The organism is Burkholderia pseudomultivorans, assembly GCF_001718415.1.
GTDB lineage: Bacteria > Pseudomonadota > Gammaproteobacteria > Burkholderiales > Burkholderiaceae > Burkholderia > Burkholderia pseudomultivorans_A.
In genome coordinates, this window is the sequence record NZ_CP013377.1 from 146,646 (window position 1) to 173,538 (window position 26,893).

At 66.6% G+C, this 26,893-nt stretch carries 27 protein-coding genes; 18 read left to right on the forward strand and 9 right to left on the reverse strand.

The features are described from left to right. The first annotated feature begins 247 nt into the window (after positions 1–247). The 7 genes from WS57_RS00630 (at position 248) to aroQ (ending at position 5,744) form a co-directional block, all read left to right on the forward strand. Positions 248–1,198 carry a ketopantoate reductase family protein gene (locus WS57_RS00630; protein ID WP_069243613.1) on the forward strand — a complete coding sequence of 317 codons (951 nt, stop codon included), beginning with the start codon at positions 248–250 and terminating at the stop codon, positions 1,196–1,198. Then, complete coding sequence (locus WS57_RS00635; protein ID WP_059516973.1) at positions 1,195–1,587, forward strand: VOC family protein; 393 nt, start codon at positions 1,195–1,197, stop codon at positions 1,585–1,587. Before WS57_RS00630 ends, WS57_RS00635 begins: the two co-directional genes overlap by 4 nt. A gap of 2 nt (positions 1,588–1,589) precedes the next feature. Further along, complete coding sequence (locus WS57_RS00640) at positions 1,590–2,057, forward strand: MaoC family dehydratase (protein WP_059604906.1); 468 nt, start codon at positions 1,590–1,592, stop codon at positions 2,055–2,057. Beyond that, positions 2,057–3,280, forward strand: a complete 1,224-nt coding sequence (locus tag WS57_RS00645; RefSeq protein WP_059604909.1) for a CaiB/BaiF CoA transferase family protein — start codon at positions 2,057–2,059, stop codon at positions 3,278–3,280. The genes WS57_RS00640 and WS57_RS00645 overlap by 1 nt, the downstream gene beginning before the upstream one ends. Beyond that, positions 3,277–4,110 (forward strand): shikimate dehydrogenase, encoded by an 834-nt coding sequence (aroE, locus tag WS57_RS00650; RefSeq protein ID WP_059516967.1) that lies wholly within the window; start codon positions 3,277–3,279, stop codon positions 4,108–4,110. Before WS57_RS00645 ends, aroE begins: the two co-directional genes overlap by 4 nt. A 125-nt stretch (positions 4,111–4,235) precedes the next feature. Next, the gene (locus WS57_RS00655) at positions 4,236–5,288 is read left to right on the forward strand and encodes a Gfo/Idh/MocA family protein (protein WP_059604912.1); all 1,053 of its coding nucleotides are present in this window, start codon (positions 4,236–4,238) and stop codon (positions 5,286–5,288) included. 18 nt (positions 5,289–5,306) lie between these two features. Then, positions 5,307–5,744: a type II 3-dehydroquinate dehydratase gene (gene aroQ / locus WS57_RS00660; protein ID WP_009689038.1), complete on the forward strand. Its 438-nt coding sequence runs from the start codon at positions 5,307–5,309 to the stop codon at positions 5,742–5,744. Between the two features lie 100 nt (positions 5,745–5,844). Here the strand turns inward: aroQ and WS57_RS00665 are convergent, their stop codons facing one another. Then, on the reverse strand, positions 5,845–7,278 hold the full coding sequence (locus WS57_RS00665; protein ID WP_059516991.1) for an MFS transporter: 1,434 nt from the start codon (positions 7,276–7,278) through the stop codon (positions 5,845–5,847). A gap of 189 nt (positions 7,279–7,467) precedes the next feature. Here WS57_RS00665 and WS57_RS00670 point away from each other — a divergent pair, with 189 nt between their 5' ends. The 4 genes from WS57_RS00670 to trhA all read left to right on the forward strand — a co-directional run bounded on the left by WS57_RS00670 (position 7,468) and on the right by trhA (position 11,739). Then, on the forward strand, positions 7,468–8,373 hold the full coding sequence (locus tag WS57_RS00670) for a LysR family transcriptional regulator (protein WP_059516963.1): 906 nt from the start codon (positions 7,468–7,470) through the stop codon (positions 8,371–8,373). 263 nt (positions 8,374–8,636) lie between these two features. Further along, positions 8,637–10,712 (forward strand): carbon starvation CstA family protein, encoded by a 2,076-nt coding sequence (locus WS57_RS00675; RefSeq protein WP_009689041.1) that lies wholly within the window; start codon positions 8,637–8,639, stop codon positions 10,710–10,712. A gap of 12 nt (positions 10,713–10,724) precedes the next feature. Continuing rightward, on the forward strand, positions 10,725–10,931 hold the full coding sequence (locus WS57_RS00680) for a YbdD/YjiX family protein (protein ID WP_009689042.1): 207 nt from the start codon (positions 10,725–10,727) through the stop codon (positions 10,929–10,931). A 187-nt stretch (positions 10,932–11,118) separates the two neighbouring features. Continuing rightward, the gene (gene trhA / locus WS57_RS00685) at positions 11,119–11,739 is read left to right on the forward strand and encodes a PAQR family membrane homeostasis protein TrhA (protein WP_009689043.1); all 621 of its coding nucleotides are present in this window, start codon (positions 11,119–11,121) and stop codon (positions 11,737–11,739) included. A 19-nt stretch (positions 11,740–11,758) separates the two neighbouring features. On the opposite strand, the gene WS57_RS00690 is transcribed toward trhA, so the two are convergent. Then, complete coding sequence (locus WS57_RS00690; protein WP_009689044.1) at positions 11,759–12,190, reverse strand: nuclear transport factor 2 family protein; 432 nt, start codon at positions 12,188–12,190, stop codon at positions 11,759–11,761. A gap of 87 nt (positions 12,191–12,277) precedes the next feature. Then, positions 12,278–12,631, reverse strand: coding sequence for a DOPA 4,5-dioxygenase family protein (locus WS57_RS00695; RefSeq protein WP_009689045.1), 354 nt, complete (start codon positions 12,629–12,631; stop codon positions 12,278–12,280). Between the two features lie 480 nt (positions 12,632–13,111). Between WS57_RS00695 and WS57_RS00700 the strand changes: the two genes are divergently transcribed. Both WS57_RS00700 and WS57_RS00705 read left to right on the forward strand, forming a co-directional pair. Further along, a complete protein-coding gene (locus WS57_RS00700; protein WP_059516961.1) occupies positions 13,112–13,489 on the forward strand; it encodes a hypothetical protein in 378 nt (125 codons plus the stop codon). A gap of 223 nt (positions 13,490–13,712) precedes the next feature. Next, positions 13,713–14,201 (forward strand): hypothetical protein, encoded by a 489-nt coding sequence (locus WS57_RS00705; RefSeq protein WP_009689047.1) that lies wholly within the window; start codon positions 13,713–13,715, stop codon positions 14,199–14,201. Between the two features lie 188 nt (positions 14,202–14,389). Here the strand turns inward: WS57_RS00705 and hpnH are convergent, their stop codons facing one another. Together hpnH and ispH are read right to left on the reverse strand one after the other, a co-directional pair. Then, the gene (gene hpnH, locus WS57_RS00710; RefSeq protein WP_009689048.1) at positions 14,390–15,550 is read right to left on the reverse strand and encodes an adenosyl-hopene transferase HpnH; all 1,161 of its coding nucleotides are present in this window, start codon (positions 15,548–15,550) and stop codon (positions 14,390–14,392) included. Positions 15,551–15,562: 12 nt separating this feature from the next. Next, positions 15,563–16,504, reverse strand: a complete 942-nt coding sequence (ispH, locus tag WS57_RS00715; protein ID WP_009689049.1) for a 4-hydroxy-3-methylbut-2-enyl diphosphate reductase — start codon at positions 16,502–16,504, stop codon at positions 15,563–15,565. A 399-nt stretch (positions 16,505–16,903) separates the two neighbouring features. Here ispH and WS57_RS00720 point away from each other — a divergent pair, with 399 nt between their 5' ends. After that, positions 16,904–18,091 carry a glycosyltransferase gene (locus WS57_RS00720; protein WP_040130839.1) on the forward strand — a complete coding sequence of 396 codons (1,188 nt, stop codon included), beginning with the start codon at positions 16,904–16,906 and terminating at the stop codon, positions 18,089–18,091. Between the two features lie 154 nt (positions 18,092–18,245). On the opposite strand, the gene WS57_RS00725 is transcribed toward WS57_RS00720, so the two are convergent. Then, entirely contained in the window at positions 18,246–19,676 is a 1,431-nt protein-coding gene (locus WS57_RS00725) for a hypothetical protein (protein WP_059516959.1), read from the reverse strand. Between the two features lie 108 nt (positions 19,677–19,784). Beyond that, positions 19,785–20,792, reverse strand: a complete 1,008-nt coding sequence (gene hpnA, locus WS57_RS00730) for a hopanoid-associated sugar epimerase (RefSeq protein ID WP_059516958.1) — start codon at positions 20,790–20,792, stop codon at positions 19,785–19,787. 222 nt (positions 20,793–21,014) lie between these two features. Here hpnA and WS57_RS00735 point away from each other — a divergent pair, with 222 nt between their 5' ends. From WS57_RS00735 to WS57_RS00745, 3 genes are all read left to right on the forward strand, one after another. Further along, the gene (locus WS57_RS00735) at positions 21,015–21,311 is read left to right on the forward strand and encodes an acylphosphatase (protein ID WP_040130842.1); all 297 of its coding nucleotides are present in this window, start codon (positions 21,015–21,017) and stop codon (positions 21,309–21,311) included. 6 nt (positions 21,312–21,317) lie between these two features. Then, the gene (gene rarD, locus WS57_RS00740) at positions 21,318–22,217 is read left to right on the forward strand and encodes an EamA family transporter RarD (RefSeq protein ID WP_069243614.1); all 900 of its coding nucleotides are present in this window, start codon (positions 21,318–21,320) and stop codon (positions 22,215–22,217) included. A gap of 398 nt (positions 22,218–22,615) precedes the next feature. Further along, complete coding sequence (locus WS57_RS00745) at positions 22,616–23,740, forward strand: OpgC domain-containing protein (RefSeq protein ID WP_059516956.1); 1,125 nt, start codon at positions 22,616–22,618, stop codon at positions 23,738–23,740. Between the two features lie 65 nt (positions 23,741–23,805). Here WS57_RS00745 and WS57_RS00750 read toward each other — a convergent pair whose 3' ends face one another. Both WS57_RS00750 and WS57_RS00755 read right to left on the reverse strand, forming a co-directional pair. Next, a complete protein-coding gene (locus WS57_RS00750) occupies positions 23,806–24,015 on the reverse strand; it encodes a hypothetical protein (protein WP_009692479.1) in 210 nt (69 codons plus the stop codon). Positions 24,016–24,132: 117 nt separating this feature from the next. Next, positions 24,133–25,650 carry a peptide MFS transporter gene (locus WS57_RS00755; protein ID WP_040130844.1) on the reverse strand — a complete coding sequence of 506 codons (1,518 nt, stop codon included), beginning with the start codon at positions 25,648–25,650 and terminating at the stop codon, positions 24,133–24,135. Between the two features lie 500 nt (positions 25,651–26,150). On the opposite strand from WS57_RS00755, the gene WS57_RS00760 reads away from it, so the two are divergent. Continuing rightward, positions 26,151–26,732: a cupin domain-containing protein gene (locus tag WS57_RS00760; protein WP_009692481.1), complete on the forward strand. Its 582-nt coding sequence runs from the start codon at positions 26,151–26,153 to the stop codon at positions 26,730–26,732. The last annotated feature ends 161 nt before the right edge of the window (positions 26,733–26,893 follow it).

Below are 26,893 nucleotides of genomic sequence, written 5' to 3' on the forward strand. Positions count from 1 at the left end.
GCGCAACTTCGCGCCCACGCCGGCATACTTTCCGGCCGGACTACATGAGTTGGTTGGACGAAAAATACGTCGACGCCGCCCTCTTGCCGGCGTCCACCTGAACCGCCCCTGTTTCCCGAACCCTCCCCCCACCAGAAAGCCTCGACATCCCCGCCAATATTGCCAAACGCAATGGCGTCATTAAACCCATTGCATTGCCAGCATGCAGGGAGGAACCGTATCTTCGTCTCCATACAAGGAGACACACATGAAGATCGCATTTCTGGGCGCTGGCGCGCTGGGTTGCGCCATCGGTTCCGCGCTGACGGAAGGCGGCCACGAGACATGGCTCGTGGACCGCTTTGCCGCCCACGTCGAGGCCATGTCGCGCAGCGGCCTCCAGGTCGACGACGAGCGCGGCACGCGCCGCGTCGCGGTTCGCGCGACGATGAATCCCGCCGAAGTCGGCCCGGTCGACCTCGTTGTCGTGCTGGTCAAGTCCTTTCACACGGATTCGGCGATGCGCGGCGCGCGCGAGCTCGTCGGCCCCGAGACGGTCGTGCTGTCGTTGCAGAACGGCCTCGGCCACGAAGACGTGCTGAGCGGGATCGTCGGACGCGAGCGCGTGCTTGCCGGCAAGACCTACGTCGGCGGCGTGCTGCGTGCGCCGGGCCATATTCAGTCCGGCGTGACGGGCAAGCTCACGATCATCGGCGAACTCGACGGTTGCATCACGCGCCGCGCGCAGGCGATCGCGGAGGCGTTCGACAGCGCCGGTCTGACCACCACGGTCAGCGACAACATCGTCGGCACGATGTGGGACAAGCTGCTCATCAACGTCGCAACGGGCGCGATCACGGGCATCACGCGCCTCACCTACGGCCAGCTCTACGACGAGCCCGTCCTGAAGGCCGCCTCGCTGGCGGCCGTCGACGAGGCAATGACAGTCGCGAAAGCCGCCGGCATCGCGCTTTCGATCGAGCACGCCGAAGAAGCCTGGAATATGGCCGCCGAGGGGCTTTCACCCGCATTCAAGACCTCGATGCTGCAAAGCCTGGAGAAGTCGTCGATGACCGAAATCGACTTCATCAACGGCGCAGTCGTGCAGTGGGGCGAACGGCTTGGCGTGCCGACGCCGGTGAACTCGACGCTCGTCGCATGCATCAAGGGGATCGAGCGCGCGATCACGGATCGCCAGAAGGAAGGAGCGCCGGTATGAGCGCAACCAAAGCCTATCTCGAACACGTGGCCATCTGGGTGAAGGACATCCACTGGCATATCCGCTTCTTCGAAAGCGTGCTCGGCATGACGATGCGAGAAGTCGACGGCACGCGCGAGGAACCGCGTCAGTACTGGACGCTGGGCGGCCTGCAGTTCATCAGCGCGCCGGGGCATGACGGAACCGAAGGCCGGCTCGCGCATCTCGGCGTGATGTGCGAAGACCTCGAAGCGGCGATCGCCGCCGCGCAGGCGTTCGGTGTCACCGACATGCCGCAGGGCCGTAACTGGCTGCGTCTGCCCGACGGGCTCGTCGTCGAACTGATTCAGGCCAGGCCCGTCACCTGCGTGGCGCAGGCGCTGGCGATCAACCCGCGCGCCGAGGCGTGAGCATGAGCACGAGCACCATCACCGAAAAATACTGGGACGATGCGCGGGAAGGCGACGAGTGCGTCAGCCCGACCTACACCGTCACGAAAGAACGCATCCTCGCGTATGCCGACCTCACCGGCGACCACACGCCGGTTCATGTCGACGAGGCATACGCGAACGCGAGCCACTTCGGCTGCATCGTCGCACACGGCCTGTTCGGCTTGTCCATCGCCGACGGCCTCAAGACGCGAAGCGACTATCGTTTCCTGCCGGGCATGTCGCTCGGATGGACCTGGGACTTCCTGTTGCCGATCAAGGTCAACGACGTGCTGCATGTGAAGTTCCGGGTGGGCTCGATGCGGCCGAGCAAGAGCCGTCCGGACTGGGGCATCGTCGTGTTGCCGTCCGAGTTGATCAATCAGAACGGTGAAGTCGTTCAACGCGGCGAGCATCGTCTGATGATCCCGCGCCGTCCGGGAGCGAACTGATGCAGGCCCGTCCCCTCGAAGGTATCCGCGTCGTCGATTACAGCCACTTTCTTGCCGGCCCGTATGTCGGACGGTGCCTCGCCGCACTCGGCGCTGAAGTGATCAAGGTCGAGCGCCCCGGCAGCGGCGATGCCGGCCGCCAGCACGCCACGATTCTCGACGACCAGCAAAGCGCCTATTTCCTGCAGCTCAACATGGGCAAGCGGGGTGTCAGCGTCAACATGAAGGATCCGCGCGGCAAGACGTTCATGCAGCGCCTGTGCGATTCGGCGGACGTGTTCATCGAGAACTACCGGCCCGGCGCGCTCGACCGGCTCGGCCTCGGCTATGCAGCGTTGTCGGAGCGCAATCCCGGCCTCGTCTACTGCTCGATTTCGGCGTATGGACACACGGGGCCCGACGCGCATCGCGCGGGCTTCGGTCTCATCGCGGAAGCCAGGAGCGGCATCATGCAAATGATCGGCAATCCGGGCGAGCCGCCGCCGCTCATGCGGATTTCGCTCGGCGACATGTACACGGGCATTCACGCCGTCGCGGCGATCAACGCCGCACTGCTCGGCCGCGTGAAGAGCGGGCGCGGTCAGCATATCGACATGGCGCTGTACGACACGCTCTTCTCGATGCACGAGTACGCGGTCCAGTGCTACACGATGCAAGGCGTGGTGCCCGAGCAAACCGGGCATGACATGCCGACCTCGACCCTGTACGGCGTATTTCGCGCGGCCGACGGCGATCTCGTCATCGCTGCGCAGGTCGATGATGCATGGAAGCGGTTCGCAACGGTCGTCGAACAGCACGGCGGTCCGGCCGGCTTCAGCGCCGATACGCGGTTTCATGACTTGAACGGGCGCAATGCGAACCGCGAGGCGATTCTCTCGGTCGTGAAGCCGTGGGTGGCCGCGCGCTCCGTCGCGGATGTGCTGGCGCTGCTCGACGGCGTCGACGTGCCGAGTGCGAAGGTTCAGCGCATCGACGAGGTCGTCGCCGATCCGCAGATCGTCGCGCGCGGCATGGTGATCGAGCAGACGCATCCGCGCCTTGGAAAACTGCGGCTGCCGAACCTGCCGTTCCGCTTCTCCGATTGCGACACGTCCATCCGCGACGTCGGTCCCGATCTCGGCCAGCACAACGCGGAAGTTGCGCAGTCGCTGGGTTTCAGTGCAGCGGAGATCGACGCGATGCAAACCGACGGGGTGCTCTTCTCGAAGCCGGGGGCGCAATGAGCGATCGATACGCGGTAATCGGCAATCCGATCGGCCATACGAAATCGCCGCTGATCCACGGCCTTTTTGCAAGGGAAACCGGGCAGGACATCACCTATGCCGCCATCGAGGGGCCGCTGGAACCGGCCGGTGCTTTTGGCGATACAGTGAGGGCCTTCATCGCGGCGGGCGGCAAGGGGATGAACGTCACCGCGCCGTTCAAGCTGCAGGCGTTCGCGATGGCCGACGAGCGTAGCGAAAGAGCGACGCTCGCGGGCGCCGTCAACGCGATGCGGTTCGAGAACGGCCGCATCGTGGCGGAGAACTTCGATGGCGTCGGCCTCGTGCGCGACATCGAGGTCAACCTGCACCAGCCCATGGCGGGCAAGCGCGTGCTGGTGCTCGGCGCGGGCGGCGCCGTGCGCGGCGCGCTGCTGCCGTTCCTCGCGGCGCGGCCGGCGCGACTCGTGATCGCCAACCGCAGCGTGGACAAAGCGCAGGCGCTGGTCGAGCAGGTCGCGGCAGGCGTCACGCTGACTGCATGCGGTTATGCGGAGCTCGGGTCGATGGGGCAGTTCGACCTCGTCGTCAACGCGACGTCGGCGAGCTTGATCGGGCAATTGCCGCCCGTTCCGCCGGGCGTCTTCGACGCGACCGGCGCGGCCTATGAGCTGGCGTACGGAAAGGGTCTCACGCCGTTCCTGCAGCTCGCGCGTCGGGCGGGCGTGCAACGCATCGCCGACGGCGTCGGCATGCTGGTCGAACAGGCGGCCGAGGCGTTCGCCTGGTGGCGCGGGGTTCGTCCGCGCACGCAGGCCGTCATCGATCAGCTGACTGTCCCGCTCGACTGACGAGCCGCGGAAGCGCCGCACGCGATCGCACCATTCGCGATGGTGTTCATCCTGCCGTATGTGACGGGCACGCCCGGCGCGTCGAAGCCGGTATTACGCAGGCCCCGAAGACCATGGAGAGTGAAATGGAGAAAACGGGCATCGCGGTAGCGGGGGCGGGTTACATCGGGCTCGAACATATACGCGTGATACGCGAAAGTGCGACATGCGCGCTTGCGGCCGTGATCGACCCGTCCGATGCGGCGGCAGACGTTGCAGCGCAAGCGGGCGTGCCGCATTACCGATCGCTCGACGAACTGTTCGAGAAGGATCGTCCCGACGGCGTGGTCCTTGCGACACCCAACACGCTTCACGTGGAGCACGCACGCCTGAGCATGCAGGCCGGCGTGCCGATGCTGCTCGAGAAGCCCATCGCCACCACGGTGGAACAGGCGGAAGCGCTCGTTGCCGATGTCGAGCGCTATCGCGCGAGCGTATTGATCGGTCATCATCGCGCGCATAGTCCGATCATGACGCGCGCGAAGGAAATCATCGACGAGGGGCGGCTCGGTTCGCTGGTCGCCGTGATGGGCAGTGCGCTGTTTTTCAAGCCCGATCGCTATTTCGCGGACGCGCCATGGCGCAAGCAGCCGGGCGGCGGCCCGATCCTGCTCAACATGATTCACGAGATTCACAATCTGCGGATGCTGTGCGGCGACATCGTGGCGGTGCAGGCGTTTTCGTCGCGTGCGACGCGCGGCCTTGCCGTCGAGGATACCGTCGCCATCAACCTGCGTTTCGCGGGCGGCGCACTCGGCACGTTCCTGTTGTCGGATACGGCCGCCAGCGCGCGCAGCTGGGAACAGACTTCGCAGGAGAACCGCGCGTACCCGTCGTATTCCGACGAGGATTGCTACGTGATCGCCGGCACCTTCGGATCGTTGTCGATTCCGACGATGCGTCTCAAGACCTACGGCAGGGACGAGGATCGATCCTGGTGGAAGCCGTTCGATGTCAGCGTGGTCGCGATGACGCGCGACGATCCGCTCAGGCGTCAGATGGAACACTTCGGGCGAGTCGTGCGCGGCGAAGCCACGCCGATCGTCACCGCGCGCGACGGCTTGCAGAATCTCCGCATCATCGAGGCGATCGTGAAGGCCGCACAAACGGGCACGGTCGTCGAAACGACGTCACGCTGAAACTCGATAAGGTCAATGATGAAAACTTTTCTCATGCTGCACGGCATCAACCACAACATGTTCGGCAAGCGCGATCCGGTTCAATACGGAACGGCCACGCTCGCCGACATCGACGCCCGGCTCCAGGCGCTGGCCGCGGAGCTTGGCGTCGCCGTCGAGAGCTTCCAGACGAACAGCGAAGGCGACATGTGCCTGCGCATTCATCAGGCGTTCCTCGACAAGGTCGATGGCGTACTCATCAATGCCGGTGCCTGGACGCATTACAGCTACGGGATCCGGGACGCACTCGCGATCCTGACGGTGCCGATCGTCGAGATTCATATGTCCAACATCCATGCGCGCGAGACCTTCCGCCATCATTCCGTGTTCGCCGAGATCGTGAAGGGGCAGATCTGCGGGTTCGGTCTCGACAGCTATTTGCTCGGGCTCCGGGCGGCGGTATCGGCCGCCGCCTGACGTTTCGGGCGGGGTGCAGGCGCGGCGCTGCCGCATCGACGCGGCCGGATCGAATGGACGGGACGGGCACATCGACGGATGCGCCCGTCGTCCAAGGGAATCAATGCGTTTGCATCGACGCTTTCGCGAGTCTCGTCCCGCTCAAGACTTCTTCGCGGAGCCGGTGATATTGCTCTTTCGGGATTGGCGCAGCGTCTTTCCGTCCGAGGTCGTCGAGATGCACGCGATAGGTCTCCCGCGCACTCCATGCGGCGAGCGCGGAGACGATCGTGGCGCCCAGCGTGATCGAGCCGATCATCAAGGGCACGTTGTGCGATCCCGGCGGCGCGACCGCCGCGAAGAGCGCGGGAAGCAGCGCGGTAACGGTGGTGCCGATGTTCTGCGCGATCGCCATCGCCGAGACGCGAAAGCGCGTCGGGAACAGTTCCGGATAGAAGCCGGGGAACACCGCGTTATAGCCCTGGTACACCACACCCCACATCAGGATCGACATCACGAAGGCGACGGGCAGGTTGTGCACGCTGATCGCATAGAGATACGCATACGAAAGGAGGCCGGACGAGAGTGCGCCGAAGATCATCAGCGGCCGCCGCCCGATGCGATCCGAGAGATTCCCGACATACGGAATGACGAGCACCGCGACGATGTTGCCGACCACCGGAATCCACAGGTACACGCTCGCATGGAAGTTGATGCCGTACGAGGGTTGCACTGCATACGCGGCGCCGAAGATGGTGGTGACGACCGGGATCACGTTCATGAACGCCATGAAAAAGACGCGCAGCATGTCGGGCCAGCTGTACTTGAACGCTTCGAGGATCGGCGCACGCGCGACCTGACCGCTCGCGTCTTCCCTGGCGAATGCGGCGGTTTCGTCGACTTCGCGGCGAATGATGAAGCCCGCGATCAGGACGACTGCGCTCAACAGGAACGGAATGCGCCAGCCCCATGCGGCGAACGCGTCTTCCGGCATGTAGTAGGCCAGCGGCAGGAAGACGGCGGCTGCCAGAATCTGGCCGGCCTGCACGCCCTGCAAGGTGAAACTCGCGAAGTAGCCGCGTCGGCCGAACGGTGCCTGTTCCATGATCATCGAGCTGGCGCCGGAGATTTCGCCTGCGACGGCGAAACCCTGCACCAGGCGCAGGATGACGAGCAGCGCGGGCGCGAGCATGCCGACCGATTGATACGTGGGCAGCACGCCGACGGCCATCGTCGAGAAGCCCATCAGGAACATGCAGATCAGGAGGACGGTCTTGCGGCCGTGCGTGTCGCCCCAGTGTCCGAGAACGAATGCGCCGATGGGCCGCGCCACGTAACCCACGCCGTACGTGGCCAGCGAGGCCACGATCGCTATCTTCGGGTCGCCTTTGGGAAAAAAGATCTGAGGAAAGATCAGCGCCGCAGCCTGTGCGTAGATGAAGAAGTCGTAGTACTCGAGCGCGGAGCCGATCCAGCCGCTTGCCCGCGCTTTCCGTGCCTGTTTGCGGGCTCTTTCATCCCTGAGCCCGTCGGTCCCGCCGCCTTGCCGCGGCATTCCGTTGTCCATGAACGTCTCCTGATCTTGAATTGACTGGAGCAGCATCGTCGGCTGCATCTCCGGCGACTCGAACGTGGCCGCCCTCGCCGGGAGGCGGGCTGTCGAGCCCAAATTGAAGATACGGGGTAGCCCCTCGGCAGGCAATGCAATGAATACAATGAGGGCATTGCGTTCGACAATATCGCCATGAACACCTCCGAGCTACCCGATCTCAAGCTGCTGCAGCTCTTCGACCTGCTGTACGACCTGCGCAGCGTCACGCGCGCTGCCGAGCAGCTTGGACAGAGCCAGCCAACGGTCAGCATCTGGCTCGGCCGGCTGCGCGAACATCTGCAGGATCCGCTGTTCGTCCGCACGCCGACGGGGATGACGCCGACGCCCCAGGCCGACGCGCTGATCGGACCGTGCAGGGAGATACTGGAGTCGCTTCGCCGGTTCTCGGCGTGGGAAATTTCATTCGATCCGGGTACCGCGAAGCGCCGCTTCCGGATCTGCATGACCGATGCGAGTCACATCACGCTGCTTCCGAGAATGCTGGCGTACGTGCGCGCACACGCGCCGGGGATCCGGCTGGAGGCCGCGCGAATAGACGGAAATACGGAACGCGCGCTCGAATCGGGCGAAGCCGATCTGGCGATCGGTCATGTGCCGTGGCTCGGCAGCGGGATGTATCAGCAACAGCTCTATATGCAGGATTGGGTGTGTCTCGCCAGCCCGGATCATCCGCGCGTACGCACGCGACTGAGCACGAAACAGTATCGCAGCGAGGGGCACGTGATCATCGCTGCCGGCACGGGCGCGCAACTGCTGGAGCAGGCGCTGCTGCGCGAGAACATAGAGCGCAATGTCGTCCTCGAGCTTCCGGGCATGCTCGGGCTCGGGTCGATCATCAAGTCGACCGATCTGATCGCCACGTTGCCACGGAACATCGGGGAAACGCTGGCGAAGGTCAACGACATCGTGGTCTATTCCTGCCCCTTCCGGGTCGACCAATTCGCGGTGCGGCAGCATTGGCACGCCAAGTACCATCACGAAGCGGGCAATCGCTGGCTGCGGTCCGTGGTGGCCGATTTGTTCTCGAGCAGAAGTTGAGCGGCCGATTCGCTTGAGGAAAAAGCGAGCCGGTTTGCGCAAACCGACGGTCAACGCGCCAACCCCGCCCGAATCTACGTAATTCTACGTACCCCCGCATACGTAGTTATCCGCTTGTAAGCCCCCGCGCCGCGCGGAATACTACGACCCACCGCCCCGGCCCTCGACAGGACCGGGGCGCGACGCATTGACGTCACGCGCGCGCGGCCGCCCACCCGGCAGCCGGGCGCAGTCGAAAACCAAATAGGAGACTAGGAGACGCCATGAATCGGGCATCCAGCACCCTGATCTGGATCGCGGTCGCGCTGCTTGGCGCATTCGCGTTCGGAACGATCGCGCTCGCGCACGGCGAGCGCGTCAGCGCGTTGTGGATCGTGATCGCCGCAGTCTGCGTGTATCTGATCGCATATCGCTTCTACAGCCGCTTCATCGCCAGCAAGGTCATGCAGCTCGACGGGCTGCGGATGACGCCGGCCGTCAAGTACAACGACGGCCTCGACTACGTGCCGACCAACAAGTACGTGCTGTTCGGCCATCACTTCGCCGCGATCGCCGGCGCCGGCCCGCTCGTCGGGCCCGTGCTCGCCGCGCAGATGGGCTACACGCCCGGCATGCTGTGGATCCTGGCCGGCGTCGTGTTTGCGGGCGCGGTGCAGGACTTCATCGTGCTGTTCATCTCGACGCGTCGCGACGGACGCTCGCTCGGCGATCTCGTCAAGATGGAACTCGGCACGGTGCCCGGCGTGATCGCGCTGTTCGGCGCGTTCCTGATCATGGTGATCATCCTCGCGGTGCTCGCGCTGATCGTCGTGAAGGCGCTGACCAATTCGCCGTGGGGCACGTTCACCGTCGCCGCGACGATTCCGATCGCGCTGTTCATGGGCGTCTACACGCGCTACATCCGTCCGGGCCGCATCGGCGAGGTGTCGATCATCGGCTTCGTGCTGCTGATGGCGTCGATCGCGTTCGGCCAGAACGTGCACGATTCGCCGACGCTCGCCGCCTGGTTCACGTTCAGCGGCACGCAGCTCACCTGGATCCTGATCGGCTACGGCTTCGTCGCATCGGTGCTGCCGGTGTGGCTGCTGCTCGCGCCGCGCGACTACCTGTCGACGTTCCTGAAGATCGGCACGATCGTCGGCCTGGCGATCGGCATCCTGGTCGTCGCGCCGGAACTGAAGATGCCCGCGCTGACGAAGTTCGTCGACGGCACGGGCCCGGTATGGTCGGGCAACCTGTTCCCGTTCCTGTTCATCACGATCGCATGCGGCGCGGTATCGGGCTTCCACGCGCTGATCTCGTCGGGCACGACGCCGAAGCTGATCGACAACGAAACCAACGCGCGCTTCATCGGCTACGGCGCGATGCTGATGGAATCGTTCGTCGCGATCATGGCGCTGGTCGCCGCGTGCGTGATCGAGCCGGGCATCTACTTCGCGATGAACGCGCCGGCCGCCGTGCTCGGCTCGACGCCGGAAGCGGTCGCGAACACCGTCACGCAATGGGGCTTCGTGCTGACGCCCGACATGCTGACGCAGACGGCGAAGGCGGTCGGCGAGACGACCATCATCGCGCGTGCGGGCGGCGCACCGACGCTGGCCGTCGGCATGGCGCACATCCTGCACCAGGTGATCGGCGGCGAAGCGATGATGGCGTTCTGGTATCACTTCGCGATCCTGTTCGAGGCGCTGTTCATCCTGACGGCCGTCGACGCCGGCACGCGCGCGGGCCGCTTCATGCTGCAGGATCTGCTCGGCACGTTCCACCCGGCGCTCAAGCGCACCGAATCGCTGCCCGCGAACCTGGTCGCGACCGGTCTGTGCGTGGCCGCGTGGGGCTACTTCCTGTATCAGGGCGTGGTCGATCCGCTCGGCGGCATCAACACGCTGTGGCCGCTGTTCGGCATCTCGAACCAGATGCTTGCCGCGATCGCGCTGGTGCTTGGCACCGTCGTGCTGTTCAAGATGAAGCGCGAGCGCTATGCGTGGGTGACGATCGTGCCGACCGTGTGGCTGCTGATCTGCACGCTGACGGCCGGCTGGCAGAAGATCTTCGATGCGAACCCGAAGGTCAGCTTCCTCGCGCACGCGGCGAAGCTGCAGGCCGCGGTGGACGAAGGCAAGGTGCTCGCGCCGGCGAAGTCGATCGCGCAGATGAAGCGGATCATCTTCAACGACTATATCGACGCCGCGCTCGCCGGGCTGTTCATCCTCGTCGTGGTGAGCATCGCGGTGTACGGGCTGCTGGCCGTGCTGCGCGCGCGCCGCGAGTCGAAGCCGACCGTGCGCGAGACGCCGTACGAGGCGATGCCGGCCGCGCAGCTCGGCAGCGGACGTTAAGGGGAGGCCGCGATGTTCAGCGATCTTGGCAGCGACCTGCGCAGTGCGGGGCGTTACCTCGGGCAGGCGTTGCGGCTGATGGTCGGCCTGCCCGACTACGATACCTATGTCGCGCACATGCGCGCCACGCATCCGGACCGCGAGCCGATGACGTACGAGGCATTCTTCCGCGAACGTCAGAATGCGCGGTACGGATCGGGCGCGGGGAAGTGCTGCTGAACTGAACCGGTCGCCGGTCCGGTGGCGAACACGAAAGCGTCGTGACTTGCGTCACGGCGCTTTTTCTTTGTCCGGCGACGGCCGCGGCGACGTGACGTTTGCGGATCCTCGAGCCGTCGTTTCCCGGCCGCCGGTATCATGGAACCCATTTGATTTGCGCCGATGAGTTGCGCAGGAGGATCAGGTCGTGCATGTCGGTGAGCGTTTCAACAGCATTACGCATCTTGTCGGCGCGGTGCTGTCGGTGGCGGGACTGGCGGCGCTCGTGACGATGGGCGCGCTCGAAGGCGACCCCTACAAGGTGGTCAGCTTCAGCGTGTACGGCGCGATGCTGTGCGTGCTCTACGCGATCTCGACGCTCTATCACAGCGTGCGCAATCCGCGCCTGAAGGCGATTCTGCAGAAATGCGACCACTCGGCGATCTATCTGCTGATTGCCGGCAGCTATACGCCGTTTACGCTGGTGACGCTGCGCGGCCCGTGGGGCTGGTCGCTGTTCGGCGTGAGTTGGGGGCTGGCCGTGTTCGGCATCGCGCAGGAACTCACGCTCGGGCGGCGCACGCGAATCCTGTCGATGGTGCTGTACGTGCTGATGGGCTGGCTCGCGCTCGTCGCGATCCGTCCGCTGATCCACGCGCTGCCGCCGGTCGGCACCGCGTGGCTCGTGGCCGGCGGCGTGATCTACAGCGTCGGCATCTACTTCTTCATCAACGACGAGCGGATTCGCCACGGCCACGGCATCTGGCATCTGTTCGTGCTGGCGGGGAGCCTGTGCCAGTTCGTCAGTGTCGCGATGTATGTCGCGTGAGCGGGGGGGGCTGCGACCCTCACCCACGTTCGCGCGCCGCCACCGCCGCCGTCAACGCCTGAAACCCGACCCATCCCCAGTACACGCGGTGATGCGCGATCAGCCCGTCGCGCAGATCCATCACCTCGACGAGATCGACCTGGTCGCCGTCCGGCGTCGCGCGTGGATATTCCCACGTGAGCTGCCGCCCGTTCGAGAAGAACAGGCCGGTTCGGTACCAGCGTCCGAGCCGGTTGTGCGGATTGCGCAGGCCTGCCGAGAAGAACTCGCCGATCGCGGCCTTGCCGTGCAGCACGCCTGAACCCTGCGCGGGCAGCGTGACGACGATCAACGGTGTTTCGAGCACCGCGTCGTCCGCATACAGCGCCATCAGCGCATCGAGATCGCGGGCGACGACGGCGGCGTGCCAGTCGTCGTGAATGCGCCGGGCATCGGCATCGGAAGGGATCATTGCGGGTTCCTCGAAAGGTCGGTGACGGGACCCACTGTATCGACGCCGCGCCGGCGGACGTTTCACCGCAAACCGAAATGTGGATGCCTATCCCGCCAGTGCGTCGAGATTCAGCGCATACGACTTGCCGATCCACGCGGCCGAATCGCGATGGTCGCGCAGGTCGTCGCCGGTATTCGGGTGCAGGAAGATATCCAGCGCGCCGTGGTTCAGCACGAGCCACGGCACGATGTCGTCGAACTGCGCGGCGCCGAACGCGATCTGGTACGACCACGCCGGATGCGGGCCGACCGGGCGTTCGTGAAAGCGGCCGAGTTCGATGATCGCGCCGAAGCGTGCTTCGATGGTCTGACGAAACGCCCACGCCGCGTCGCGGCTGGCGGCATCGAAGTAGACGTGCGCGTGCCAGTTCTTGATGGCGTTGACGTCGATGAAATCCATGGAAAGACCCGAAGAAAAGTAGAACCCGCATGAAGCGCCGGACGAAGCGGCGCGATACGTCATTATCGCGCGCACTCGTCGGGGATGTCGGGTCGCGGCGAGCAAGGCTTGTCGGATGTCGGAAACGCACGATGCAGGTGCGGGATTTTTCAGGCGGCGTCACGTCCGGCGCATCACGCAACAAACCCGTGCGGGCTCGCGCTGCAGCCTTCGCCGCGTCGGCAACACGTCATTTCGAAAATTGAAAAAGCGCCGCGCGCGCCGCGCGAAACCGTCGCGAAAAACGCGATCAGGTAATTGAATGAAATAAAGAAATTCCGTTCGGGCGGGATTCTCGAATGCGGCCGCTTTCAGGCCGGGCACCCGACCCGAAAATATCAATTGCGGATTCGGCTATTCAAGCGGCGCGGTGCGCGGCATACGATGGTTTCAACGCATCGCCACGATCGATGCGGAAACAACCATCTTGAGGCCAATACCATGCGATCCCTCGTATCCGTTGCTCTTCTGTCCGGCGCACTCGCTGCGCTGCCTGCCGTCAGCTTTGCGCAAACCGCCGGTGCCGACTGGTCGCCGAACGCGACGCATCTGACCTGGTCCGCGGCGCGCGCGGAAACCGACGTGCAGTTGATGCAGATGACGCGCGCCGGCTACCGCGCGACGACGGCCGGCAACCAGAACTATCCGCTTGCGATGCAGCGCGCGCTCGAACGCGTGCGCACCCCGGTGCCGGACCGCTCGGCCGAGGAGAAGGCCGCGATGCAGGCGCGTGCGGCGCGCGACGCGCAGACGGGTCATCCGGTCAGGGCGTTCTTCGTGAAGACCGCGTATTACCTGAAGGGCGAGAACACGTTCTGATGCAGGAGGCGAGCATGGGATGCATGACCCGATTCCCCGACGTCGTGCGTGCGTCGGCACTGCGTCGGCTGCCGGACGTGCGCCCGGCGTCGCGAAGGACTGATCTGCACGGCGCGTGGCGTCGTGCGCCCGGCCGTCGCGATGCGAGCCGCGGCGCGTCCGCGTGCCGAACCGGATGGCCTGACGTGAGCGCGGACGACGATCCGCGAAGCGAGCGCGAATCATGAAGGCCACGAAGAAACCCCGTCGCCACGTGCCGCTGACGCGCGAGTGGCTGTTGCCGCTGCCGCCTGCGTACGCGCGCGACATTTCCCTCAAATGCCACATGGCGCTCGTCGCGCTGCGCGGCGAGCACGGCAGCGAAGCGCTGCTGCTGCGCTTGCGCACGAGCCTCTACCTGGTGTTCCTGGCGCTCGACGACTTGAACCGCGCGGACGTTAGCGTCGAGCTCTGCGTCGACGCGGAGCGCGCGCTCGATGCGAGCACGGCGCGCGCACGGCAAGGCGGCGCGTGGACGCTGACCGAAGACGAAGGAGCGTTGCTCGAACGTGTGCTCGCCGCGAACGACGCCTGTGTCGACTCGCTGACGCGATATCGGCTGACGGAGCTGTGGCGGCATGTCTGCGCGTTCGCGGCCAGCGGCGAGCCGAAACTGGTCGAGCATGCGGCCGCGCGGATGCAGACGCACCGGACCGAGGCGCTGGCCGCCTAGCGGCCGCGCACCGAAGCAGGCGGGAGGAGGAGACAGGGCCGACCGCGCGCTCGCGCGGCTGCCGACGCAGGCGAATACCGGCAGGACGCGGCCCAAAACGAAAGCGCCACGGAGTGGGTTCACTCCGTGGCGCTTCTATTCCTGCGTGCGTGCGCGGAGGCCGAGCCTCCGCTTCGCCTGACGGTCGCTCAGGCCGCCGCGGCCGGCTTCGTCGGCTTCTGCAGCTTGCCCTTGCCGGCGCGCTGGATTTCCTCGAGCTTGATCTCGACGTGACGCGAGAACACGTACTCGGCCGGACGCTGCTTGTCGATCGAGATGTCCGGCGCGAACGCGCCTTCGGTCCTGATGCCCTTGCGGCTGATGGCGAACGCCTTCAGCGGATGCGCGATCGTGTCCATCACGGCGGTGGCCTCGAAGCCGCAGTGGACCATGCAGTCCGCGCACTTCTCGTAGTTGCCGACGCCGTAGTTGTCCCAGTTCGTGTCTTCCATCAGTTCCTTGAAGGTCTTCACATAACCTTCGCCGACCAGATAGCACGGCTTCTGCCAGCCGAACACGGTACGCGCCGGGTTGCCCCACGGCGTGCACTTGTACGTCTGGTTGCCGGCCAGGAAGTCGAGGAACAGCGACGACTGGCTGAACGACCAGCGCTTGCCGCCTTCGCCGCGCTTGAAAATTTCGCGGAACAGGTTCTTCGTCTTGTCGCGGTTCAGGAAGTGCTGCTGATCCGGCGCGCGTTCGTACGCGTAGCCCGGCGACACGGTGATGCCGTCGACGCCGATCGGCTTGAGCGTGTCGAAGAACTTCGCGACGCGCTCGGGGATCGCGTCGTTGAACAGCGTGCAGTTGATGTTCACGCGGAAGCCGCGGCGCTTCGCTTCCTTGATCGCCGCGACGGCCTTGTCGTACACGCCTTCCTGCGACACCGAGTGATCGTGCATCTCCTTGTCGCCGTCGAGGTGGACCGACCAGACGAAATACGGATTCGGCTGGTAGTCGTCCATCTTCTTTTCCATCAGCAGCGCGTTCGTGCACAGGTACACGAACTTCTTGCGCTTCATGATGCCCTTGACGATTTCCGGCATTTCCTTGTGCAGCAGCGGCTCGCCGCCGGCGATCGAGACGATCGGCGCACCGCATTCGTCGACGGCCTCGAGGCATTCCTCGACGGACAGGCGCTGGTTCAGGATCGGGTCCGGATAATCGATCTTGCCGCAGCCGTTACACGCGAGGTTGCAGCGGAACAGCGGCTCGAGCATCAGCGCGAGCGGATAGCGTTTGTTGCCGGACAGGTGTTGGCGCATGATGTACGCGCCGACGCGGACTTGCTGGAGCAGCGGAATAGACAAGAGATGTCCTCCTTAAACTTCGCGGGCGACAGCTTGCGTGAGCTTCGCCGGCAGCTTGAATTCGACTTTTTCCTCACGGCCCGCCATCGTCGCGACTTCGACGGGCCCCAGCGCGCGCAGCGCGCCGATTACATCCTCGACCATCTCTTCGGGCGCCGACGCGCCGGCGGTCAGGCCGACCGTCTGCACGCCCGCGAACCATTCGGCCTTCACTTCCGAGCCGTCTGCGACGAGATAGCTCGGCACGCCGCTTTCGGTGCCGATCTCGCGCAGGCGGTTCGAATTCGAACTGTTGGTTGCGCCGACCACGAGCAGCACGTCGACCTGCTCGCTCAACTCGCGCACGGCTGCCTGGCGGTTTTGCGTCGCGTAGCAGATGTCGCGCGTGTCCGGACCGACGATGTCGGTGAACCGGCGCTGCAGCGCTTCGATGATGCCGCGCGTATCGTCGACCGACAGCGTCGTCTGCGTGACGTACGCCACCGGCGTATCGACCGGCAGCGTCAGCGTGTCGACCTCGGCCTCGCTCTGCACCAGCACCACCTCGGCCGGAATCTGGCCGATCGTTCCTTCGACTTCCGGATGGCCCGCATGGCCGATCAGGATCAGCCGACGGCCGGCGGCCACGTATTGCCGGCCCTGCACGTGCACCTTCGTGACGAGCGGACAGGTCGCGTCGAGCACGTCGAGCCCGCGCGCCTGCGCGTCGCGCTCGACCGTCTGGGCGACACCGTGCGCGCTGAAGATCGCGACGGCGCCATGCGGCACCTCGTCGAGTTCCTCAACGAATCGTGCCCCTTTATTACGCAGATTTTCGACGACATGCCGGTTATGGACGATCTCGTGACGCACATAGACCGGCGCGCCGTGCTGTTGCAGCGCGCGATCGACGATCTCGATCGCACGGACAACCCCCGCACAAAAGCCGCGGGGCTGGGCAAGGATGACTCGCATAAGTGAGCGAACTCCGACGACAGAAACGGGGTTCGATGAGCTGGCACCGCTCGATCGCCCCGGCTTGATGTTATGAAGGCAGGAAACGAACCGGCCAGGCCAGGCCCCGGAACCCCGAATTAATCGCGCATTTTAACCCTATCGGGCCGTCCTTGCTTTGGCGCTGAATCTGGCGTGTTGCAACCGCGGCACGGGCGCGTCGGCGCTCGCGCACGCGGAACCCAGTAAACTACGCGGTTTCGCGGACAGCCGCTCCGGCTGCCCGGCGTCGCGCTCATTTCAAGGCCTTTCGATGACCGTCGATTTTTTCGCGTATTGCCCGTCCGCCCGTGCGGCGTCGGGTTCCCTTGTTCCGACCCCGAGTGATCGATCCGGCGCCGTCCGGCGGGAGGCGCGCCGATGATGCTGGCGATCGCATTCCTGCTGTCCGGCCTGTCGCTGGTGATCTGGATCGTGTTGCTGGTCGCGCGCGGCGGCTTCTGGCGCGCGCAGCCCGCACGGCCGCTGCCGCCCGAGGCGCGCGGCGCGGCGGCGGAAGCCGGCTGGCCGGCCGTCGTTGCGGTCGTGCCGGCGCGCAACGAAGCCGACGTGATCGCGCGCGCGGCGACCTCGCTGCTTGAGCAGGACTATCCGGGCGATTTTCATCTGATCATCGTCGACGACCACAGCGACGACGGCACGGCCGATGCGGCCCGCGCGGCCGCGCTCGCGGCCAACCGCGCCGAGCGCCTGACGGTGCTGGGCGCGAAGCCGCTGCCGGCCGGCTGGTCGGGCAAGGTGTGGGCGCAGTCGCAGGGGATCGCCGCGGTGCGCACGCTCGGCCTGCCGGCCGACTACCTGCTGCTGACGGATGCCGACATCGGCCATCCGCCGGACGCGGTCGCGCAGCTCGTCACGCGCGCGCAGGCCGAAGAGCGCGATCTCGTGTCGCTGATGGTGCGGCTGCGCTGCGACTCGTTCTGGGAAAAGGCGCTGATCCCGGCGTTCGTGTTCTTCTTCGCGAAGCTCTATCCGTTCTCGTGGATCAACAATCCGCGCAACAAGACCGCGGGCGCCGCGGGCGGCTGCATGCTCGTCAAGCGTACGGCGCTCGAGGAAGCGGGCGGCATCGAGTCGATCCGCGGCGCGCTGATCGACGACTGCAGCCTCGCCGCGCAGATCAAGCATCGCGGCAGCGGCCGCCATCCGATCCGTCTCGATCTCGCCGACCGCAGCGTGTCGCTGCGCCCGTACGACAGCTGGCGCGACATCTGGAACATGATCGCGCGCACCGCGTTCACGCAGCTGCACTATTCGCCGTGGCTGCTCGCCGGCACGCTGCTCGGGATGACGATCATCTACCTCGTGCCGCCCGTCGCGGCACTCGTGTACGGCGCGCGCGCGTGGCCGGCATGGCTCGCGTGGGCGTCGATGTGCGCCGCGTATGCGCCGATGCTGCGCTACTACCGGCGTTCGCCGCTGTGGGCGCCCGCGCTGCCGCTCGTCGCGGCGTTCTATGTCGGCGCGACCTTCGCGTCCGCGTGGCGCTACTGGCGCGGCAAGGGCGGGCAGTGGAAGGCGCGCGTGCAGGCGCCGGTCGATCGCTGAGGGAGCGACCGCCGCCTGCATCCGGCGTCGCGGCGGCTCGCCGATCCCGTAGGCGCCGCCGCCGAAACGGCGACGCCGATGCCCGGAAAACGAACAGCCCGATCGGCTACGCACCGATCGGGCTGTTTTTCGTTGGCGGCGCGTCGCGGCGCGCTTATCGCTGGGTCAGCATCATGTACATCTGGATCACGACGTCCGGCGAGAACGTGAACGGCACCCAGCCGTAGCCGGTGTGACGCGCGACCAGCAGGCGGTCGCCGTTCGACTGCTTCTGCACGGCCATCATCGGGTTCTTCGTCGACACGAAACGCCAGCCGGGCGGAATGCCCTGCGGCGGTTCCGGCTGCATCGACGCGCGCGCGTGCGCGAGTTCCTCGATCAGCTGGCCGAGCTGTTCCGGATGCAGCGTGATCGATTCGCCGTTGACGGTCAGCGTGAGCTCGTTCTGCGACGGGCGCGACACGTGCAGCGTCGACTTGTCGGCCGGCGCCGGTTCGGTCGATTCTGCCGGTGCCGCGGCCGCCACGTCGGTGCCGGTCGCGGCAACGACCGCGGTCCCGGTCCCCGCAGCGTCGGTCGCTTCGGTCGCTACGTCGGTCGCCGCTTCGGCGGCCGACGACCCGGCTGCATCGGCGGGTTCGGCCGCGAGGGCGGCCGGCGTGTCCGTCGGCTCCGCCACTTCCACATCCTCGATCTCGGCCGCTGCGGCCGTCTGCGTCGTCATCGCATCCTTGACGACGGCTTCGACCAGCGCTTCCGCGTCGGCGACGGCCTTCGCGTGGCGCTCGGCGGCCGCCTCGGCCTCCGCGATCGCTTCGGTGTGGCGCTGCGTGACGGCTTCGGCCTCGGCAGTGGCTTCGGCATGACGCTTCGCGGCGGCTTCGGCTTCGGCGATCGCCTGCGCGTGACGCTGCGCGACGGCCTGCGCCTCGGCGGTGGCTTCCGCGTGGCGCTGCGCCGCGGCTTCGGTTTCGGCGATCGCTTGCGCATGGCGCTGCGCGAGCGCTTCCGCTTCGGCGATCATCGCCGCGTGGCGCTGCGTCGCGGCTTCGGCCTCGGCGGTGGCTTCGGCATGACGCTTCGCGGCGGCCTGGGCTTCGGCGATGGCCTGCGCGTGACGTTGCGCGGCGGCTTCCGCTTCGGTCGCGGCGGCGTGATGACGCTGCGCGGCGGCCTCGGCTTCGGCGATCGCCGCCGCATGGCGTTGCGATGCGGCTTCGGCATCCGCGTGGCGCTGTGCGAGCGCTTCGGTCAGCGCGGTCGCTTCCGCGTGGCGCTGCACGGCGGCTTCGGCTTGGGCGGCTGCATCGGTATGACGCTGCGCGGCGGCCTCGGCCTGCGCGGTCGCTTCGGCGTGACGCTGCTGCGCCGCTTCGGCCTCGGCGGCCGCTTCCAGGTGGCGCTGCGCGGCAGCGCGGGCTTCGGTTTCCGCAGCGGCGTGGCGCTCGGCGGCGGCTTCGGCTTCCGCCGCGGCGGCGCGCGCGAAGGCTTCCGCGCTGCGTGCCGCCTGTTGCGCGGCGTGGTGATCGTGGAGGAGCTGATCGACGCCCGTCTTGAGCGCATCGATCTGATCGTTCAGGTTCATGCGTGCTTTCTCTGCGTAGGACCCGCGATTTTACCCGCTGCGCCGGTGACGGTCCGCGCGCGACGTGTAACAAAGTGCGCAAAGCGGCGCGACGTACGCCGCTTTGTGCTACTTCAGGTAGCCCGCCGAGCGGAACCAGTCGAGCGCGTCGCGCAGCCCGTCGCGATACGGCCGCGCGCGGTAGCCGAGTTCGCGCTCGGCCTTCGCGGACGTGAAATACATCTTGTTCTTCGACATCCGCAGACCGTCCACGGTGACGAACGGCTCCTTCTTCGTGAACTTCGCGACGGCCTCGGCGCCGACCGCGAGCGGGTACAGCGGCCAGCGCGGCAGCGCGATCGTCGGCGCCTTGCGGCCCGTCATCTGCGCGATGTCGGCGAGCATCTGCTGCAGCGGCAGGTTCTCGCCGCCGAGGATGTAGCGCTCGCCGATCCTGCCGCGCTCCAGCGCGAGGAAGTGGCCGTGCGCGACGTCGTCGACGTGCACCAGGTTCAGCCCGGTGTCGACGAACGCGGGAATCTTGCCGAGCGCGGCCTCGACGATGATGCGGCCGGTCGGCGTCGGTTTCACGTCGCGCGGGCCGATCGGGGTCGACGGGTTGACGATCACGGCCGGCAGCCCTTCGTCGGCGATCATCCGCTCGACCGCGCGCTCGGCCAGCACCTTGCTGCGCTTGTATACGCCGATCGCCTGTTCGGGCGTCAGCGGCCGGTTCTCGTCGGCCGGATCGCCGGCGCTGGTGACCTTCAGCGTCGCGACGCTGCTCGTGTAGACGATCCGCTCGACGCCCTCGGCGCGCGCCGCGCGCATCGTCGCGACCGCGCCTTCGAGGTTCGCGCGCTCGATCTCGTCGGGATCGGGCGCCCACAGCCGGTAATCGGCCGCCACGTGCAGCAGGTAGCGCACGCCGCGCAGCGCGGCGCGCATCGACGTCTCGTCGCGCATGTCGCCGGTGACGATCTCGGCGTCGAGATCCGCGAGGTTCGTGCGCGGGCTGGTCGGGCGCACCAGCACGCGCACCGCATAGCCCTTCTGCTGCGCGATGCGCGCGACGGCCGAGCCGACGAAACCGGACGCGCCGGTGACCAGGACGAGATCGCGGGAGGTATCAGTCATGCCATTCCTTCGTGGCCGCGCGCGAGCGGCGCGGCGGTTGTGCGTCGGCGAGATTGTACGTGGTCGGCGCGCGCGGCGACGGCGGCACGGCGCGCGCGGCGGGCATGGCCGTTGCGCCGGTTCGTGCGCGTGGCCGGCCGTCCGCCCCGCGGCGCACGTGTGTGAACCGGCCGACGCGACTACAATGCCGGGCTTGAAATGCAACGGGAGAGGGGTGACGCGATGACCCGCAATGAACTGGACGAACGGATCGAGACCTACTACGTGCGGGTGCGCGGCGTCGTGCAGGGCGTCGGCTTCCGTCACGCGACGGTGCGCGAGGCGCACGCGCTGAAGCTGCGCGGCTGGGTGTCGAATCTCGACGACGGCAGCGTCGAGGCGATGATCCAGGGCCCGGGCGCACAGATCGACCGGATGCTCGCGTGGCTGCGCCACGGTCCGCCGGCCGCACGCGTGACCGAGGTGACGTTCGAGGAGCGCCAGACCGAAAAGCGCTTCGAGCGCTTCCAGCAGCAATAGGCGCATATGACGGGGTATCCGGAGGCCGGGCGCGGCGTCATGTTGTCGGTGGCGGCGTCGACGCTGTTCGCGCTGATGTCGGCGTACGCAAAATTGCTCGTGCCGCTGACCGGCCTCGACATCTTCGCGTGGCGCGTGTTGTGGACCGCGCCCGGCGCGCTTGCGCTGGTGGCGCTGCGCGGCCGCTGGCCGGCGCTCGCCGCGCTCGCCGCACGCAGCGTGCGCGACTGGCGGCTGCTGATCGCGGTGCCGGCGAGCGCCGCGCTGCTCGGCCTGCAGCTGTGGCTGTTCCTGTGGGCGCCGCTGCACGGGCGCATGCTCGAAGTGTCGCTCGGCTATTTCCTGCTGCCGCTGACGATGGTGCTGGTCGGCCGCTTCTACTATCACGAACGGCTCGATCCGCTGCAATGGGCGGCCGTCGCGTGCGCGGCGCTCGGCGTCGCGCATGAGGTCTGGGCGACGCGCGCGTTCGCGTGGCCGACGCTCGTCGTCGCGCTCGGCTATCCGCCGTATTTCGTGCTGCGTCGCCGGATCAACGCCGATTCGCTGGCCGCGTTCGCGATCGAGGTCGCACTGCTGTGCCCGATCGCGATCGCGATGGTCGCGACCAGCGCGACGCCGGTCGGCAGCCATCCGCTGCTGTGGACCGTGCTGCTGCCGGGCCTCGGCGTGCTCAGCACACTCGCGCTCGCGTGCTACCTGAAGGCGAGCCGGATGCTGCCGATGGCGCTGTTCGGGATCCTCGGCTACGTCGAGCCGGTGCTGCTCGTCGCGGTGTCGCTGCTGCTGCTCGGCGAGACGCTCACGGTCGCGAAGCTCGCGACCTACGGGCCGATCTGGGCCGCCGTTGCGCTGACCGCATGGCACAGCGCGATGCTGATGCGGCGCCTGCCCGTGCGCAAATAGTCGTCGCCCGTGATGGCCCGCACCGCGATGCGCGGCGTGCGGCATGCCGCGCCTCGCGCGTCGAGGGTGCGCGTGCGGCCCGCAACTGACGACCCACTGACGGCCCACTGACGCCCGGCTGGCAGCCTTGCCAGTCGGGCCTCTGCGATCTCGCCCCTGTAACCGAACCGAAGATTCCGTTGCACTTTGTTACTTAGGGTATCCCCGCATCGGCCGTTAGACTGATCTGACCGTCTTTACTTCGTATGCAGTGTTCCAATGAACGGTCATCTCCGTGCCTGGCCAGCCGGATTGGCGCGATGCGAGCATACGCGTGTCGCCGCCGGTCGCGCTCGCCTTCCCGTTTCTTCCCCTGAATCTTCCGGTGCGTGCCGCGCCGCCATCGCGCGGGGGCGGTCATGTCGTTGAATGCGCCGCTTGCCGCCGCCAGTGTGCCGCCGCGCAGCGGCCGCCTGATCGAAGTCGACTTCTTCCGCGGGATCGTGCTGCTGATGATCGTCGTCGATCACATCGGCGCGAGCGTGCTGTCGCGCGTGACGCTGCATGCGTTCGCCCTGTGCGACGCGGCCGAGGTGTTCGTGTTTCTCGGCGGCTTCGCGACCGCGAGCGCGTACGGCGCGATCGCCGAACGGCACGGCGCGCGCGCCGCGCAGCGGCGTTTCGTGCGGCGCGCGATGCAGATCTACCGCGCGTTCCTCGCGACGTCGACGCTGATGCTCGTCGTGTCCGCGGTGCTCGACCACTATGGAATCGACGCGCCGAACCTCGCGCTCGACGACGTCAGCGTGATGCTCGCGTCGCCGCTCACGGGCCTCGCCGAACTGCTGACGTTCCAGCGCCAGCCGTATCTCGCGTCGGTGCTGCCGATGTACGTGCTGTTCGCGCTCGCATCGCCGGCGTTGGTGCCGTTCGCGCGCCGTCATCCGTGGCTGCTCGTCGCGCTCAGCGTCGCGTCGTGGCTCGCGGCCGGCTGGCTCGGCCCGGAACTGCTCGATACCGACACGTTCCGCTGGAGCTTCAATCCGTTCGCGTGGCAGCTGATGTTCGTCGCCGGCGTGCTCGCGCGCTGCCAGCCGTTCTATCGGCGCGTCGCGCTCGGGCGCTGGAGCGCGGCGGCAACCGGCGTCGCGTGCGCGGTCGTGCTCGGCTGCGCGAGCTACAAGCTGTTCTCGGGGCTGCCGGTGCCCGAAGGCGTGCTCAAGCGCGATCTCGCGCTGCCGCGCGTCGTGAGCTTCGCAGCCGTCGCGTGGCTGATGGCCGACTGGGTGCGCTATGGCTGGATCGCGCGGGTCGCGCAGGCCGTGCGGCCCGTCGTCGCGGTCGGCCAGCGCGGGCTGATCTGCTTCGTCGCGGGCGCGGTGATCTCGCTGGTCATCGATTCGCTGCTGCATCCGGTCGCGAACGGCGCGGCGCTGCGCCATCTCGGCGTGGGCTTCGCGGCCGACGCCTGCGCGCTCGGGCTGATGATGGCGGTGGCCGGTTCGGGGGCGTGGTTCTCGCGATGGCGCAGCGCGGCTGCGTGAGCACGCGGGAGGCGCGGGAAGGGCTCGAGGCGCGCGAAGCGCGCAGGCGGCACGCCGGCGTGCCGTCAGTGGCGCGAGCCGATATCGGAGCGGGAAGCGGGGGACGTGTCGTCGGATTCGGCGTCGTCGCGTTCGTCGGACGCTGCCGCGTCGTCCTGCTGCGCGAGTACCGCATCGGCTTCGGCGGCTGCCCGGGCGGCGCGCAATGCGGTGCATCGCTGCGCGCGCCGGATGTCGGACAGTATCCTCAAGAGCCGCGTCGTCTTGCTTTTCATCGTGTTCTCCTGCTTGTCGCGCGTCTCGTCGGAAGCGCTCCCTGCAACCAGTGTAGGACGCGATTGCGCAACCGGCAGGAGAATGTGGCGCGCACGCAGCACGCCGAGGGATAGCCCTTACTGCGCGGCGACGGCCTGCGCCTGCAGCGCTTCGTCGCGACGCTCTTCCGCGCAGCGCTGATGCTGGCGCGACAGGCGGTTCATCATTGGCAGCAGCAGCAGCGCGAGCAGCATGCCGATCGCGGCGAGCCAGCCGAGCTTCTCGAACAGCGACAGATACAGCGGCAGCGATTCGGTCGCCGGCAGTTCGTGCGACGGCATCTGCGCGAAGTTCGCGACGACGCTGCCCAGATACTGCGACACGCCCGTCGCGACGAAGTACGCACCCATCATGAAGCCGCTCATCCGCGCCGGCACGTAGCGCGCGATCATCGCGAGGCCGAGGCCGCTCACCAGCAGTTCGCCGAGCGAGTAGAGGCCGTAGCCCCACACCATGAACCACGACGACACGCGGCCGTCGACCGCATAGCGGCCGCTGATCGTGAACACGAGATAGCCGGCGGCGACCGCGCCGAAGCCGAGCGCGTACTTCGCGGCGACCGGCAGGTCGCGGCCGCGCTTCGAGAACGCGTTGTAGACCCACACGAGCACCGGGCTCAGCAGCATGATCCAGATCGGGTTCAGCGCCTGGAACTGCGCGGCGCTCCACGTGAACAGCGTCGTGCCGAACAGGATGAAGCGCGGATCGACGTTGCGCAGCGCGAACAGCGTCAGCGACGTCGACATCTGCACGTAGAAGATGAAGAACAGGATCACCTGCGCGATCAGCACGAGCGCGGCGATCAGGCCGGCGCGCTCGGAGCGCTCCGACTTCGCGATCATGTACGCGAAGATCGCGAGGATCGCAGCCGCGGCCGTCCACACGCTCGCGACGGCCAGCTGCTTGTGCTGCAGCACGTACAGCGTGATGAGCGCGAGCGCGACGCCGCCCGCCGCGACCGCGCCCAGGCGCTTCCAGCGGATCGGCTCGTCGTCGGGCTGCGAGCCGATGTGCGCGAGCGTGCGGTGCATCAGCATGAAGTTCAGGATCGCGAGCAGCATACCGCCGCAGCAGACCGCGAACGCGGTGTGCCAGCCCCAGTGATCCTTGATCCACGGCGTCGCGAGCATCGACACGGTCGAGCCGATGTTGACCGCCATGTAGTAGATCGTGAACGCGCTGTCGATGCGCGCGTCGTCGCCTTCGTAGATGCGGCGCACGAGGTTCGCCGCGTTGGCCTTGAACAGGCCGTTGCCGACGACGATCACGCCGAGCGACGTGTACATGTAGACCAGTTGGTCGTTCGGAACCGCCAGCATCAGGTAGCCGGCGCACAGCACGGCCGCGCCGATGATCATCGTGCGACGGGCGCCGAGCACCTTGTCGCCGATCCAGCCGCCGATCGACGGCGACGCGTAGACGAGTGCGGTGAATGCGCCCCACGTCAGGTTCGCATGGCTGTCGGTGAAGCCGAGCCGGTCGACCATGAACAGGACCAGGAGCGCGGCCATGCCGTAGTAGCCGAAGCGCTCCCACATTTCGATGAGGAAGACCGTCGTAAACGATCGGGTTTGTGAAACAGGTGCGTGCATCATCAAATCTCGTTGAAACGGGCGACGCGGATCGCGTGTCGCCAAGGGTCGAACTGGCGCCCGTGCGTGGCGGCCGGGTAGGCCTGCGCGCAGGCGGTGGCATCAGTCGGGCGGTTGGCCCGGGCCGGGGTCAGACTCCGCCGGAATCCGGCGGGGCGAGCCCCCGACCGGCGCGCGAATGGTAACGTTTGCCGGTCCGGTGCGTCAGGTCCGCACCACATAGGGAAATCCCCGACGTGGCAGCAGCTTTCAGGAACATTTGTCTCGTCATGTCGTTGTAAACTTCGCGCCCGGCCCTCCGAAAAATCCCGGAGAGCCGCTTGCAGCTTGCCTGTGAAGGCGGTGAGTCTGGCAAGATAGCGCTTCTTTTCGCTCGCTTCGGCCCCTGTTTAGTGCACCGGGCTCAACGCCGAAGGCGTGCGCAAACCCGAAGACTAAGCCATATCCACCTAACTTAGTTACTTTCCATCAAACATTTTTTGACGACCACTTTTCGGCCTGCTATGGTTCCCCCCACTGAAAACCCGCGGTCTGCCGACGCTGCCGCCGCACTGGGCAGCAAGATTCGCGCGTTGCGCCAACGACTGAAGCGCACGCTCGACGAAACGGCGACGGTCGCGGGCATTTCGAAGCCGTTTCTGTCCCAGGTCGAGCGCGGGCTCGCATCGCCGTCGCTGACTTCGCTGGCCGGCATCGCGCAGGCGCTTGGCGTGACGGTGCAGTACTTCGTGGATACGCCGAGCGAGGAACGCTCGGTCTGTCGAGGCGAGCAGCTGCGCTTCTTCGGATTCGCCGATTCGGCGAACCTGTTCGCGAGGCTGACCAACGTGACCGAAGGGCGTCAGCTCGAGGCGATCCTCGTGCGGATGCCGCCGGGACAGAAACGCTCGGAGGTGACGACACATGCAGGAGAGGAGTTCCTGTATGTGATTGAAGGGGAAGTGTCGCTGACGCTGGAAGGCAAGACGTTCGTCCTGCAGGCCGGCGACAGTTCGCACTATCAGTCGACGGTCCCGCACAGCTGGGTCAACACCGCGAAGATCGAGTCGGTGGTGGTCTGGGTCGGTACACCGAGGCTGTTCTAACGCACAGGTATTCCTTCGTTTCCGAGACGGAGTGCCTGTCGAAAGAAACGTAAGGAATACTAATATGCAATACGAGAATCACGGGCCTCCTCAATCGCTGCTCCCGACAGCGTCTCACGCGTAACCCGCGGCACCTGCCGCGCGACGCTCACCGAACAACC